12 protein-coding genes are annotated in these 13,675 nt (G+C 67.4%); 5 read left to right on the top strand and 7 right to left on the bottom strand.

Annotated features, from left to right (window positions below):
• Positions 1–5: 5 nt before the first annotated feature.
• Positions 6–1,451, top strand: a complete 1,446-nt coding sequence (locus tag APAU_RS03545) for a chemotaxis protein CheW (protein ID WP_006300313.1) — start codon at positions 6–8, stop codon at positions 1,449–1,451.
• Positions 1,452–1,505: 54 nt separating this feature from the next.
• Here APAU_RS03545 and APAU_RS03540 read toward each other — a convergent pair whose 3' ends face one another.
• The 3 genes from APAU_RS03540 to APAU_RS03530 all read right to left on the bottom strand — a co-directional run bounded on the left by APAU_RS03540 (position 1,506) and on the right by APAU_RS03530 (position 4,218).
• Positions 1,506–1,781 (bottom strand): DUF3303 family protein, encoded by a 276-nt coding sequence (locus APAU_RS03540; RefSeq protein ID WP_006300312.1) that lies wholly within the window; start codon positions 1,779–1,781, stop codon positions 1,506–1,508.
• 156 nt (positions 1,782–1,937) lie between these two features.
• Positions 1,938–3,104, bottom strand: coding sequence for a ZinT/AdcA family metal-binding protein (locus tag APAU_RS03535; RefSeq protein ID WP_006300311.1), 1,167 nt, complete (start codon positions 3,102–3,104; stop codon positions 1,938–1,940).
• Between the two features lie 100 nt (positions 3,105–3,204).
• Positions 3,205–4,218: a YeiH family protein gene (locus APAU_RS03530; protein WP_006300310.1), complete on the bottom strand. Its 1,014-nt coding sequence runs from the start codon at positions 4,216–4,218 to the stop codon at positions 3,205–3,207.
• A 161-nt stretch (positions 4,219–4,379) separates the two neighbouring features.
• On the opposite strand from APAU_RS03530, the gene APAU_RS03525 reads away from it, so the two are divergent.
• Positions 4,380–5,291, top strand: a complete 912-nt coding sequence (locus APAU_RS03525) for a LysR family transcriptional regulator (protein WP_006300309.1) — start codon at positions 4,380–4,382, stop codon at positions 5,289–5,291.
• A gap of 58 nt (positions 5,292–5,349) precedes the next feature.
• Here the strand turns inward: APAU_RS03525 and APAU_RS14565 are convergent, their stop codons facing one another.
• Positions 5,350–5,472, bottom strand: coding sequence for a hypothetical protein (locus APAU_RS14565; protein WP_269490247.1), 123 nt, complete (start codon positions 5,470–5,472; stop codon positions 5,350–5,352).
• A gap of 263 nt (positions 5,473–5,735) precedes the next feature.
• Between APAU_RS14565 and APAU_RS03515 the strand changes: the two genes are divergently transcribed.
• Together APAU_RS03515 and APAU_RS03510 are read left to right on the top strand one after the other, a co-directional pair.
• Complete coding sequence (locus tag APAU_RS03515; RefSeq protein WP_006300307.1) at positions 5,736–6,095, top strand: tRNA-binding protein; 360 nt, start codon at positions 5,736–5,738, stop codon at positions 6,093–6,095.
• Positions 6,096–6,232: 137 nt separating this feature from the next.
• Positions 6,233–6,760 carry a DUF3795 domain-containing protein gene (locus tag APAU_RS03510; RefSeq protein WP_198004031.1) on the top strand — a complete coding sequence of 176 codons (528 nt, stop codon included), beginning with the start codon at positions 6,233–6,235 and terminating at the stop codon, positions 6,758–6,760.
• Here APAU_RS03510 and APAU_RS03505 read toward each other — a convergent pair.
• Positions 6,757–7,131: a hypothetical protein gene (locus tag APAU_RS03505; RefSeq protein WP_006300305.1), complete on the bottom strand. Its 375-nt coding sequence runs from the start codon at positions 7,129–7,131 to the stop codon at positions 6,757–6,759. The two genes, APAU_RS03510 and APAU_RS03505, sit on opposite strands and share 4 nt — an antisense overlap.
• On the bottom strand, positions 7,118–7,705 hold the full coding sequence (locus APAU_RS03500) for a hypothetical protein (protein ID WP_006300304.1): 588 nt from the start codon (positions 7,703–7,705) through the stop codon (positions 7,118–7,120). Before APAU_RS03500 ends, APAU_RS03505 begins: the two co-directional genes overlap by 14 nt.
• Positions 7,706–8,139: 434 nt before the next feature.
• Here APAU_RS03500 and APAU_RS03490 point away from each other — a divergent pair, with 434 nt between their 5' ends.
• Positions 8,140–10,581, top strand: a complete 2,442-nt coding sequence (locus tag APAU_RS03490; protein ID WP_006300303.1) for a VWA domain-containing protein — start codon at positions 8,140–8,142, stop codon at positions 10,579–10,581.
• 108 nt (positions 10,582–10,689) lie between these two features.
• Here the strand turns inward: APAU_RS03490 and APAU_RS12480 are convergent, their stop codons facing one another.
• On the bottom strand, positions 10,690–13,647 hold the full coding sequence (locus APAU_RS12480; protein ID WP_006300302.1) for a PAS domain-containing protein: 2,958 nt from the start codon (positions 13,645–13,647) through the stop codon (positions 10,690–10,692).
• Between the last annotated feature and the right edge of the window lie 28 nt (positions 13,648–13,675).

The following is a 13,675-nucleotide window of genomic DNA, read 5'->3' as shown; positions in this document are numbered from 1 at the left end:
TGCGCATGAAGGACGGCTGCAGGACGGGATACGTGGAGATCCGCCTTCGGGACGAACGGTTCGCCGTTCCCCTGGAAATGGTGAGGGAGATCGTCCGGCGTCCCCCCATCACCTCGGTGCCCGGTTCCCCTCCCACCATCCGGGGGCTCATGAACCTGAGGGATACCCTGATCCCCGTGCTGGACCTGGCGGATCGGCTGGGGCTCGGGACTCCGGGGGAGGAGAAGGAGATCCTGGTGGTGGAGGTGGAGGGGTTCCGCTTCGGCCTCCTCATCGGAGAGGCCGCCCAGGTGGCGACCCTGGAGGGGACGGTGCAGGAGCAGGACGGAAACCGCTTCGGCGGGTTGGTAAGCCGGGTGCTCCATTCGGGGGACCGACTGGTGCCCCTCCTGGATCCCCGAAGCCTCTTGGGGGAGGACCTGGCCCGGATCCGCCGGATCTGCGGGACCCGCCAGGAAACCGCCGGCCGGGAGGGAGGACACCGGCAGGATTGGCATTCCGTGGTGGTCTTCGACCTCCAGGGGACGGATTACGCCCTCCCCCTGGCCTCGGTCCGGGAGATCCTCCACTACGCGGAACCCTACCGCATCCCCGAGACGGCCCCCTACGTGAAGGGAGTCCTAAGCGTCCGGGGCAGCGTGGTCCCCGTGGTGGACCCCGCCGCAAAGCTGGGCATGCCCGCCCGGGCCGATCCCCCCCCATCGGCCAAGATCGTCCTGGTGGAGTACGGGGCCACCCGGGCGGGGCTCCTGGTGGACGCCATCCGGGAGGTCCTGGAGTTCACCGCGTCGGACCTCCAGCCCCCTCCTCCCCTGATCCGGACCACCGACGGCGTTGCCGCCGTCCTGGGGGTGGCGGAGGTGCAGGGAAAACTCATCGGTCTGCTGGACAAGGAGGTCCTGGTGGACGGGGCGGACCTGGAACTGTACGCCCCGGAGGGACGGGAGGGGACCCAAGGGGGGGAACGGGAGGGGGAAGGCGCTGCCCGGGAGGAACAGACCTGCATCGTCTTCGAGGTGGACGGGCGCTGGTTCGGCCTGCCCCTGGAGCGGGTCCGGGAAATCACCCGTCTGGGCCCCGTGGCCGCCGTCCCCGGGACGCCGCCCCACGTGGAGGGCACCATGAGCCTCCGGGGCGAAGCCCTCACGGTGGTGAGCCTGAGGCGGCGCTTCGGCCTGCCCGAGGGAGACCGGGAGGCATCGAGCCAGCGCCTCCTGGTGACGGACTCGGGGGTGACGGAAGGAACCCTGGCCTACCTGGTGGACGCGGTGGTGGGGGTGGAGAGCATCCCGGCGGATCGGATCCGGGCCCTGGCGGAGGAACCCCAGGAGCCCTCCGAAACGGAGTCGCAGGGAGAGGCGCTTCCCTCCCCGGCTCGGCGGTTCGTCACCGGGGCGGTGACCCTGGACAACGGCCACATCCTCCAGCTCCTGGACCTGGAGGCCCTGTAGACCCACGCCGGAGGAGGGGCTCCCCTCCTCCGGCCCCTTCCCGACCCGGCACCCTCAGTCCCCCGGGCGCTCTGCCTCCCCCGGCGCCACCAGGGGGTAGAGGTCGAACCGCACCTCCACGAACTCCAGCCACTGGGAGAGAAGGGCGTGAAGCTCCTCGTTGGAGACCACGTCGAACACCACCACGGATCCCCGGGCGATGCGGGGGTAGTAGTGCAGGACCTTCCCCTTTTCCTGAAGCTCTCGGATCCAGTCGCGGAACTCCCGACGCCGACGCCGGACCTCCTCGTTCAGGTCCGGCGTCGGGCTGCTCACCACCAGAAACAGCACGGCCAACCCTCCCCCCGGTCAAGGGCAGCTTCCCTGCCCGTTCTGGCGCGAGGATACTCCTTCCCCTCCTCCCCCGCCACAAAACAGCGCCGAGACGGGGGCAATGCCCCGACTCGGCGCCGATGTCCCTTGAAGAAACGTCTGCTTCCCTTATCCTCAGGGGAGGAAGGCCGCGTAGGCCGCCGCCTCTCCCTTTACGTCCTCCGCAAACACCGCAGCGGTGGTCTCGGGCTTCACGCAGGTGGGGAACCACATGGGATTGCTGGGGTTCACCAGGTCCTGCAGCGAGGCGTCTCCAAAACGCATGTGCCAGTGCTTCATCGCCTCGGGACCGTCGGAATGCACCGCCGTGGTCAGGATCCGCCCGTATCCGGCAGGGGAGGATCCGGTGGCCGTCCAGTGGTCCCACAGGGATCCCTCGAATCCCGGCATGGGGACCACGCCCTGGTACACGTAGCCGCCCCGCCCCAGCTCGGTGCCGTCGGCCGTCAGGAACACCGTGGCGTCCGCAGAGATCCGCACCAAGGCGAAGGGGGTATGAAGCATCCCCTTGAAGAAGGCCTTCACCGAGGCAGTGTCGTAGGACTTGCCCAGCTTCGTCGCCTCTGCGACGACGGCGGCGTAGGCCGCCTCCATGGCGGGGTCATCCAAATAGGAAGACACGGAAACCCAGGTCCCCAGCCAAGGAGTCCAGGGGTTTCCCAGGAACTGGGCAAATGCCTCCGCCTCGCTCCCCAGATCCGCCGCCACCGCCGCCGCCGTGGTGTCCTCCGCCGCCATGGTGGGCCACCAGGTGGCGTCCGCCCCGCTGCCCACCAGAGCCTCCAGGCTCGTGTTGCCGTAGCGCAGGTGCCAGTGCTTCATCGCGTCGGGGCCGTCGGAATGGACCTCCACCAGGGCGAGGTAACGATACGCCTCCCCCGGGTTCCCCACGGCCTCGAAAAGGTGCCAGGGCTTGTCGTGCCCGAGGATGGGGGCCGTGCCCGCGGATCGGTACGAAACGGTCCCCAGCACGGAACCGTCCACCTTGCGGAAGGTCACGGAATCCCCCTTCACCACCATCCCGGCAAAATCGCACCGGTACATCTTCTTCAGGAAACCCAAGACCCCCTGGGGCGTGTAGGCCGCGTTGTGGGCCGCCACAGCCTCGCAGGAAGGCGTCAGGGCAGGATCGTCCAGATACACGGAAAGGCTCTTCCAGGTCCCCTCCCAGGGGGCCAGGGCAGCCTGTTTGTCGCTGCCGCCGCCGCACCCGCCCAGGGCCAGGATCGAAACCAAAACCAACAACAGCCACCCCACCGGGTGTTTGCCGTAACGCCACACAGCACATCCCTCCAAAGGAACGGTCTCTAGTTTGAGGTCCCAAACTAACGGGGAGTATAGCTCCTTCATTCCCCCATGACAACCCTTGGAGTTCGAAGGTTCATCCCATCCAGACTTTTCCGGTCCAGTTGAAGACCCCCCCTCCCACAAGGAGCCAGAGAAACAGAACCCCCGCCAGGATCAGGGGCTTGCATCCCGCCCTTCGCACCGCCGTGACGCGGGAGGACAACCCCAGCGCCGCCATGGCGGCAGCCAGAAAGAGATCCCCCGCAAGCAACAGCCCCCGGACGACCCCCTCGGGGACCCACCCCAGGGAATGCAGCCCTACCGCCGCGGCAAACCCCAGGACGAACCAGGGAACCACCACCCGCTTCCCCTTCTCCCCCTCCAGGGGAGGCAGAATCAGGGAAAGCACCGGCAGCAGCGGGACCAGAAACATCACCCGAATCATCTTGACGATCACCGCAAAGCCCGCCGCCTCGGGACCCACCGCCCGCCCCGCCGCCACCACCTGAGCCACCTCGTGCACCGTGGACCCCACGTACAGGCCGTACCCCAGGCCGTCGCTTTCCCACAGGCCCCAGGCCACCCCCCAAGGATAGAGCAGGGGGTAGAGGAACAGAGCCAAGGTCCCGAAGACCACCACGGTGGAGACCGCCACGACCACCCGATCGGGGCCGCCCTGCACCACCTCTTCCGCCGCCATCACCGCCGCGGCTCCGCAGACGGAACTCCCCGTCCCCACCAGAAGAGTCGTTCGCCGGTCCATCCCCAGCGCGCTGCCCACGACCCGGGCAAGCAGAAGGGTGGAGGCCACCACCAGGAGATCCGTCACCGCTCCCCGCCACCCCACCGTGGCCACGTCCCCCAGGGTCAGGCGGAACCCGAAGAGCACCACTCCCCACCGAAGCAGGGTTTTCTGGGCAAATTGAACCCCCGGACCGCATCGGTCCTCCCACCGGGGATAGACCGTGTTCCCCAGAAGCATCCCCCCCAGGATGGCCAGGGTCAGGGAAGAAAACCCCCACCCCCTCACCCCGTCCAAGTGCCCGAGCCCCCACGCTCCCAACCCCAGGCACGCCGCTGCCGCCAGTCCGGGGATCCGTCCCCCCATGCTTCATCCTTCCCTTCTTCCACGCAGACTCCTCCCCCGAAAGGGAGGCTCGTGTCCAAACCAAGCTATCCCCCCCATAGTCCTGAGTCCAAACGATAAATTCCAAATGTATAATCATAAAAAATGATACTTATGCCGAAAGGGGGAGGACGGCCCTGGACGTGAGCCTGAGACAGCTGGAGGTATTCGTGGAGATCGCCCGGAGGGGGAACCTGACCCGGGCGGCGGAACACCTGGGGATCGGCCAGTCCGGAGCCAGCATGGCCCTGGGGGAGCTGGAACGGACCTTGGGAGGGCCCCTCTTTCACCGCGTCGGCCGGGGCCTGGTCCTCAACGAACGGGGACGCAACCTCCAGGAATACGGGGAGGCGGTGCTGGGTGCGGCGGATCGGTTCACCCGGGAGGCCCGGGGAGACCGGGAGCCTTCGGGCATCCTGAACCTGGCGTGCAGCACCACCGTGGCCGTCTATGCCCTTCCGGAGCGCATCACCGCCTTCCATCGCCGATACCCGGGGGTGGACCTGCGGCTTTGGGTGGGGAACACCACCGACGCGGCAAAACGGGTCCAAAGCGGCGAAGCGGACCTGGGAGCGGTGGAGGGGACCACGGACACGACGGGACTCAGGGAAACACCCTGGCTTCGGGACGAACTGGTGGTGGTGACTCCCCCGAAACACCCCCTGGCAGGGGCAGAGCTTTTGGACTGGACGGATCTGGAGGGACAACGCTGGATTCTGCGCGAGGCAGGCTCGGGCACACGAAGTACCCTGGAGGAAGCCCTCCTTCAGGAAGGGATCGTCCTGGCCTCGGTGATGGAAATCGGCCACACCGAAACCATCAAGGGGCTGGTTGCAGCAGGCATGGGGCTGGGGTGGATCTCCGAGAGGGCGGTCGCCCGCGAGCTAGAGAGAGGAGATCTTGGCGTCGCCAAGCCCCCCTTCCGGGTTTTCCGGTGGTTTCGCCTCCTGGTCCGAGAGGACGAAACCCCCGGGAGGTTGACGCGGCTGGCCCTAAGGGAGTTGTTCTCCCGCCCCGCAAGGGACCGGGAGCCTTTGGGGGCGGAGGGTCCATAAGGCGAAGGCGGGGGCCCGAAGGCCCCCGCCCGAAAGGGATGAAGTCGAAGTGTGCCGCCTAGCCCAGAAACTGCAGGCAGGCCTTGGCGATGCCGTACGTGGCTGCGGTGATGGAGCCCGCGGAGACCGCCACGGCGCCCAGCGCCTCGGCGAGAGCCTTTTCCGCCTGATTCCTTTCCATGTCCTTTTCCCTCCCTCGGGGGGCAATGCCCCGGTACAGCATGCAGTATACGCGAATAGAATCCATCGTCAAGCCGATTCCGTCAATTTCGCGCAAATCAGAACCTTCCCTCCCCTTCGCTCCCTCCGTTGACCCGACTCCGCTTCGGGAGGATCCTGGATGCGTCGGGCCCGCTTGCGGGGCAAAGGGCAAACCCCCTCCCCGGGGTCGCGCAGCGTCGCCGACACCCGGGGCCGGCATCCCACGTGAAGGAGGAAAAAACCATGGCACAGGAGACCAAGCCAACGACGTCGAAGGAGGAAACCTTCGACCGGTTGGACATCCGCCTGGGGAGAGTGCTCTCCGCAGAAAGGGAGCCCTCCGCCCCGAAACCGGCCTATCGGATGGTGGTGGATTTCGGAAAGTTCGGACGCCGCACCAGCGTGGGGCGCTTCACCCAGCACGGCCCGGAGGAGTTGGTGGGCAGCCTCGTCCTGGGGGTGTTGAACTTCGGACCCCGGCAGGTGGGGGAGGTCACCTCGGAGGTGCTGATCCTGGGGGTACAGGTCCCGGGGGCAGAAAGCGGGGAGGCCACCTTCCTCACTCCCGCCCGGGAGGCGAAGATCGGATCCAAGGTGTTCTGAGCGCCCCGGAGGAATCGGACGGGGACCGGAGAAAGAGCCGGGCTCCCCTTGCGCTCTCTGCTTCACCCCAAAGAGGAGGGACGATCGTGGCGGCAAAGGAAGAAAGGCCTCTGGATTCGGGAGAAGGATGGGAAACCGTGGCGATACCCCCAACCGCCTCGGTCTGCGGCCTGTTCTGCCGCAGTTGTTCGGTCTTCATCGGGAGCACGGAAGACCCCGAACGGCTCCAGCACCTGGCGGGCCTGATGGGCCTGTCCCCCGAGCAGGTCCGATGCGAGGGGTGCCGAAGCGCCGTGCTCTTCGCCCCCTGTGCCTCCTGTTCCTTCCGGGACTGCGCCCAATCCCGGGGCGTGGCCTTCTGCGGCGCCTGCGCCGACTATCCCTGCGAGGATCTGAAGGCTTTCCAGGCGGAGAAACCCCACCGCCGGGATCTCTGGAAGGACCAGGAGCGCATCGCCCAGATCGGCCCGGAGGCTTGGGAGGAGGAGCAGGCGATACGGTACCGCTGCCCCGCCTGCGGGACCCGGAATTCCGCCTACGACCTTGCCTGTCGGGGCTGCGGACGCGATCCGAGCTGTCCCTACGTGGAGGAACACCGGGAAGCCGTGGCGGGATACTTGGCATCCCGGGGGACGCCCCGCTCCTCCGGATCCGAGAGCGTCTAGGCAGCTTTCCGCGCCTCGATCCGACGGCGCACCAGCCGGACGATGCCCCGGATGTCCGTCACCACGCTGCCCGCCAGCACCAGATAGGGCACCCCCAGGATCAGGGAGGTCCAAACCATCAGGGGGGGGCCCTGGAAGAACAGGAGCGCCGGGGTCAGGACCAGGCAGACCGCCAGCACGGCGTAGCGCCACCGGATGGGGGGAAGCCCTTCTTCTCCTCGGGCAAGGTCGGCGATGCGCAGAAACCAGAAGACGAAGATGATGTCCGCGGCGCTGCAGAGCATGTTGGCCCCCACCTCCAGGGTGGCCAGGAAGCCTTCGATGCCCTCCCAGCGGGCGACCCACAGGTAGAACCCCTCAGGAAAGGGCACGCCCCACCGCCTCCCTTCGCAGGTTTCTCCACAGCAGGAAGGCCACCAGTCCCATGCTTCCCTCCAGGATCAGATACAGGGTGTTGACGATGCGGAAGTAGAAGAGGCACAGGTGCCCCCATTCCCGCAAATCCAGGGAGTGCCGCCAGGCCACGGAAACCGCCCCGGCGAAGTAGACCCCGTACAGGGCCAGGCAAAGCCCTCCCCACAGCAGGAAGACCTCCCAGGCCCGGTCCGTTCCCGCCCCGGAGGCCCCGGAAGCGTGGAGGCGGTAGAAACGCCACTCGTAGGCCAGAAGGCCCCCGTCGAGAACCAACATGGCGGTGCAGAGGAACTGCCAGACCAGGGAGGGGGAGTTGTTGGTGTGGTGGTGCAGCCGGGGGACCAGCCCCGCCAGGTCCGCCGCCGCCAGAAGGGCCAGGAGCAGGAAGAACGCCCCCTGTCCCCGGAGAAACGGCTTCAGGGGGCGTTTCGTCCCCTCCAGGTCGTCGCAGGCCCAGCGGGCGCAGCCCAGGCAGGTCTGCTGCACCAGCACCCAGAAAAGAGCCATGGCATAGCTGAAGACTCGATACACGGTGCACCTCCCGTGGGGAGATCTCGGAGGGAGGTTCTTCCCGGAGCCCCCCCGACAGCGTCGCCCCTCTCCCTCCGGCTTCGAAGACCTGGAGGAACCCAGGTTCGGTTACCCTACCACGTTTCCCCCACCATGTCCCCTCGGGGATGCATCCCCTGCTTTCTTATCCCTACGCATTTTCTCATAAATAACAATACAGTTGACTGCCGTCGCAGGATATCACTAAGATAAACAGACATGATTCCGGCTCGGCCTTGCATGTGTTCGCGCCGCTTGCCATCCTTCCGGAGGGGGGTCTTCGTCGGGAAAACACAGGTTCCGTCCGCACGGGCAAACCCAGGAAACGGGGCGCCCCGGCCGCAGAAGGGCGGCAGGAGGGCGCGCTGCCGTGGAGCCGGGCCCTCCCGGGACCGGCCCCGAAGGAGGTGGAACGCATGAGAACCACAAGGACAGGAAAACTCTTGGCCCTTCTGGCCTTTCTCCTGGCGGTGGTGCAGGTGCCCATCGCCCTGGCGGACAACTCCTTCCTCTCCACCCCCCGCGTCCAGATCAGCGGGAAGTGGCTCCGGTACACCCCGGGCCTTCCGGAGGCCTCCAGGGGAGCGGTCTCCAAGACCACCTTCGACATGACCATCAGCTACCACGACACCCTCTCGGCGGACAGCGTCCCTGCGGGGGACCCGAAACGTGCCCGGGCCCTGGAGGTGGAGTCGGTCATCAAGTACTGGGCCGACGCCCTCTATCAGCAGTCCAACGGCCAGCACACCCTGGGGACGGTGTACATCTACCAGGGCGGCAAGTTCGGGGACAAGGCCTCGGTGCTCTGGAAGGCCAACGCCTGGCCCACCGGGGCCATCGCGGGCTACGGCAAACCCGGACAGGTGATCACCTTCGGGGACGTGTTCAACTCCACCACCTTCGTGGGAGCCGCCTCCACCGCCACCAGCCAGGCCAACGGCGGCTACACCCTGGGGCACGAGACGGGACACTACGTCTACGCCCTCTACGATGAATACGTGGCCACCTACACCAACCCGCCCCGGTCCTGGCCCTGGTCCAGCGACGTGTCCCCCTCCGGGGCCGCCATCATGAACAGCCAGTGGAACGCCATGAAGAACAACGACGGGGGGTGGCTCAACCACTCCATCGCCGCCTTCTACGTGACCAGCACCGACACGGCGCAGAAGCGCATGTACGGCAAGAGCTGCTGGCAGGTGCTGCTGCAGGCTCCCTCCCAGGACGGGGTGAGCGGGGACACCACGGTGAAGCCCAGCCGGGTGCAGTACAGCTTCTCCAAGCCCGTCACCACCTCCGGGGATTATCTCAACGCCGTGACCCCCGGGACCCACCTGGCGGCGGCCCAGGCGAACCTAAAGATCCTTTGGCTCGCCGAGGCCACCATGGTCTACCAGATCGTGCTGGACCGGTCGGGAAGCATGGGAACCAACCCGGACAAACCCGACGATCCCACGCCCCTTTCCTACGCCAAGACCGCAGCCTGCAACCTGGTGGACTCCCTGCCCAAGAACGTCTACGTGGGGATCGTCCAGTTCGACGACTCCACCTCCCAGGTCTACCCCATCACCCTGATCGCGTCGAACGACGCAGCCGCGGCAGCCACGAGGGCAGCAGCCAAGGCGGCCATCAACGGGCTCACCTCCGGGGGGAGCACCGCCATCTACGATGCCGCTTCCTACGCCCTGAGCCAGTTCGTGGCCCAGAAAACCGCCCTGAGCGCGGACCTGCTGGGGGTGACCTACCTGCTCACCGACGGGGAGGACAACAGTTCGTCCAAATCCGTGGGGGAGGTGATCGGGGAGTACCAGGCCCAGAAGGTGCCCCTCATCACCGTGGGATACGGCGCCGGAGGTCAGGCAGGCTCTTTCGCCCTGACGCAGCTGGCCGACGGCACGGGGGGACAGTACTTCGCCTCCCCGGTGGATCAGGCGGCGCTCCAGCAGGTCTTCTTCGCCGCCCTGGGCAAGACCTCCGACGCCGTGAGCCTGGGCACCTTCAAGGAAACCCTGGCGGCGGGGGCCTCCACCACCAAGACCTTCCGGGTGGACAGCACCTTGGGGACGGCCACCTTCTTCGCGGGCTGGAAGGGCACCGCAGCCGGGGTGACTCTCACCCTGACCGGCCCGGGAGGGGCGGTGGGCATCGTCTCCGGGGACGTGCAGGATCAGGGAGGGGCCATCAGCTTCTCCAAGCGGATCAGCGGTCCTGCGGCGGGCACCTGGAGCCTCCAGCTCACCAACGTCACCGCGGCGTCCCTGGACGTCTCCTGCTCCGCCACCGGGGAACCCGGGACCGGCACGGGGTACTCCGTCACCCTGGGCCTGGCGGACGGGGGAAGCACCGTCGCCAGCTCCCGCCCCGCGCTGCTCCTGGCCCGGGTGAACCGAAACGGCGTGGCCCTGAAGGGCGCCACGGTGGTGGGAACCCTCACGGATCCCGCAGGGGCCGTTTCGCCCCTGACCTTCCGGGACGACGGGACCGGAGGGGACGCGACGGCAAGCGACGGGATCTACTCCGCCGTGGTCTCCGGCTACACGGGAGGCACCTACAAGGTGGACGTGACCGCCAGCAACCCCGGCGGAACCGCCCAGGAGTCCTACTGTGGACAAAGCCCGTCGGTGCAGAACCCCGACGACCCCGCGGCGGCGTTCAACCCCTACGGGGCGGTGGTGGCGGAGAACTTCGAGCGGTCCTCCTCCTTCCAGTTCACCACCAGCGGAGGGGCTGCCCCCACGGTGGCGCCCACCGGCGGCGGGGGAGGAGGAGGAGGCGGCGGGTGCGAGGCTCTGGGGCTCCTGCCCCTGGTGGCGCTTCTCCTGATCCCCGCGCTCTCTCTGATTCGCCGCAGAAAAGGCTAGACGAAACCGCGGGGTCCCTTGACCCCGGCCCCAACCAGGAGCGGGGGGAACCCGGGTGACCGGGTTCCCCCCGCTCCTCTCTTCTGCCGGATCTCCTGAAGGGAAACCCTAGGGCTGTTCCAGGGCCTCCCGAACCTTCGCCGCCAGGGTCTCGGCGGAAAAGGGTTTGGGGAGGAAGTGGACTCCCGGGTCCAGAACCCCCTGGTGGGCGATGACGTTCTCCGTGTAGCCGGACATGAAGAGGACCCGGATGTCCGGGACCCTGACCTTCATCGCGTCGTAGAGAACCCGGCCGTTCATCTCCGGCATCACCACATCGGTCAGCAGGAGGTGCACCGCCCCTCCGTGGGACTCCAGGACCGAGAGGGCCTCTTTGCCGTCTGCCGCCGGCAGGACCGTGTACCCCTGTCGACGGAGCAGGATGCAGGCCAGGGACCGGACCATGTCGTTGTCCTCCACCAGGAGGATCGTCTCCTGCCCTCGGAGGTCCCGGGACGAAGCCTCTGGGGAAGGCGGGGCCCCTTCGCCTCCTTCCCCCTGGGGGAAGAAGAGCTTGAAGGTCATGCCCTGCCCCGACTCCCCGTAGGCCCAGATGCACCCTCCGTGCTGCCTGACGATGCCGTACACCGTGGCCAGGCCCAGTCCCGTGCCCTTTCCCTTCTCCTTGGTGGTGTAGAAGGGCTCGAAGAGGTGGGCCCGCATCTCCTCGTCCATCCCCTTCCCGGAATCGCTCACCACCAGGAGGACGTGGCGCCCCACCGTCATCCCCTGGTGGGAAGCGGCGTAGGCCTCGTCCAGGTCCGCCGCCCCCGTCTCGACGGAGAGGACCCCGCCCTGGGGCATGGCGTCCTGGGCGTTCACGGCCAGGTTCAGGAGGACCTGTTCCAGCTGCCCCGCGTCTCCCCGGATGGGAGGCAGGGGGTCCTGCAGAAAGAACCGGAGCTTGATGTCCTCCCGGATGGTCCGACGCAGCAGTTTCTCGAACCCCCGGACGACCTCGTTGAGGTCCAGGGTCCGAAACTCCAGAACCTGCTTGCGCCCGAAGGCCAGCAGCTGGGCCACCAGGTCCCGGGCCCGCTGGCCCGCCCGGAGGATCTCCTCCACACACTCCCGCTTTTCCTCGTCCCCCCGAAACTCCGCCTGCAGGATCTCCCCGTACCCCAGGATGGGGGTGAGAAGGTTGTTCAGGTCGTGGGCCACGCCCCCCGCGAGCCTGCCGATGGAGTCCATTTTCTGGGCCTGGCGCACCTGATCCTCCAGGCGATTCCGTTCCTGCTCCGCCTTCTTCCGGGCCGTCACGTCGGCAAAGAGGCAGGCGAACTGCCCTTTCTGGGGACAGTAAGCGGTGACCTCGAAGTGCTTTTCCAAGGACTGGGAGTAGCTCTCGAAATGCACCGGCTCCCCCGTCAGGGCCACCCGTCCGTAGGTCTCGATCCAGCTCTCCTCCGTTCCGGGGAGAACCTCCTTCACCCGGCGCCCGAGGATCTCCTCCCCCCGAAGCCCCGTCATCTTCTCGAAGGCTGGGTTCACCGCCACAAACCGGTAATCCGTGGGCTTACCCGTCTCGTCGCAGAGGATCTCGTGGACCGCGAACCCATCGAGCATCTCCCGGAAGAGGGTCTGGTACTTCTCCTCCGTCCGCTGGCGCTCCATCTCCCCGGTCAAACGGGAGGCGAAGCTGCGGAAGAGGGACCGAGCGCTGGGGTCCACCTCCAGGGGGCGACGATCCAGGAGAACCACCAGGCCCAAGGCTTTCCCGTCCCCTCCCCGCAGGAGGGTCCCCCAGCCGCTTTGCGCCCCCAGTTCCTCCAGCCTTGCGTCCCGGGGGAAGACGCCCCGGATGCCCGAGGGGACCAGGCAGCTGCCCCGGGAAACCACCTCCCCCGCCAATCCCTCCAGGGGAAAGGAAAACCCGCTTTCCCGGAAACCCTGGGGCCCCCAGCCCGCGACGCAGTGCCCCCACCCCGGCTCCCCCGGGTCGAGGCGGGCAATGAAGGCATGGCTCATGTCCAGGGACAGGGCCATGTGGCGGACCAGGAAGCGGAAGATGTCCTCCCCCGGGGGGACGTCCGCCTCGGCTATGAGCCGAAGGGCCTCCTCCGCCTTCTTGAGGGGGGTGATGTCCGTGTGGGTCCCCAGCATGCGCAGGGGACGCCCCCGGTCATCCCATTCCATCACCTTTCCCAGGGAAAGAACCCACCGCCAATCCCCGGAGACGGACCGCATCCGGTATTCCGCCCGGTACTCCGGCAGAAGCCCGGCAACGTAGCCTTCGTAGGCCCCCACCGCCGCCTCCCGGTCCTCGGGATGGAGCCGCTGCACCCATTCCTCATGGCTCTCCCGAAACGACCCCGGATCGTACCCCAGCATGCGGGCATACTCCGGGTTCACCAGCGTTTCGCCGGTCTGGCAGTTCAGGTCGAAGAGCCCCTGGTTGGTGGCGTGCAGGGCCAGGCGCAGGCGTTCCTCGTTCTCCCGCATCTCTCCCAGGAGACGGATCCGGCCTCGCTGGTCCGAGAGGATGGCACCGATGAGCACCGTGGTGAGGGGGTAGGCCAGCATCACCGGCAGGCCGATGCGGCGCAGCACCAGCCACGCGGCTCCTCCTGGGAGGGTGAACATGAGAAGGAGCATGGCGACGTGCACCCCCACCCCGAACCCCCAGAGCATCCCGTAGGAGGCGGGCACGCCCCGCAGGGTCCAACGCCTATGGAACACCACCCCCCACAGGGCGGAGGAGAGGATCACCAAGATGCCCGTGTAGGTGCCCACCCCTCCCTGGAGGGCCCGGCAGACCGCCGCCATGACCGCGGACACCGCCGCAGCCCAGGGTCCGAAGAACAGCCCTCCGAGGCTCACCATCACGGAGCGGCCGTCGAAGATGAGCCCCGGCCCCAGCACCAGGGGGGTCAGCATTCCGATCACCGAAGCGGTGCCGAAGATCGTCCCCTGAAGCACCGCCGCCCCCAAGGTCCCCCGCCAGCGGCGCTCCACGAACCCGGAGACCACCGAGAGGGCCACCAGAAAAGAGAGGTTTTGGATCAGACCGGCGAAGACCAAAGGCATGTCCCCCTCCTCGAATCACCCCGCGACG

Origin of the sequence: Aminomonas paucivorans DSM 12260, assembly GCF_000165795.1 — a bacterium.
In the GTDB taxonomy this organism is placed as follows: Bacteria; Synergistota; Synergistia; order Synergistales; family Synergistaceae; genus Aminomonas; species Aminomonas paucivorans.
The sequence above is the reverse complement of the archived record's forward strand: the minus strand, read 5'-3'. Positions and strand labels throughout refer to the sequence as shown.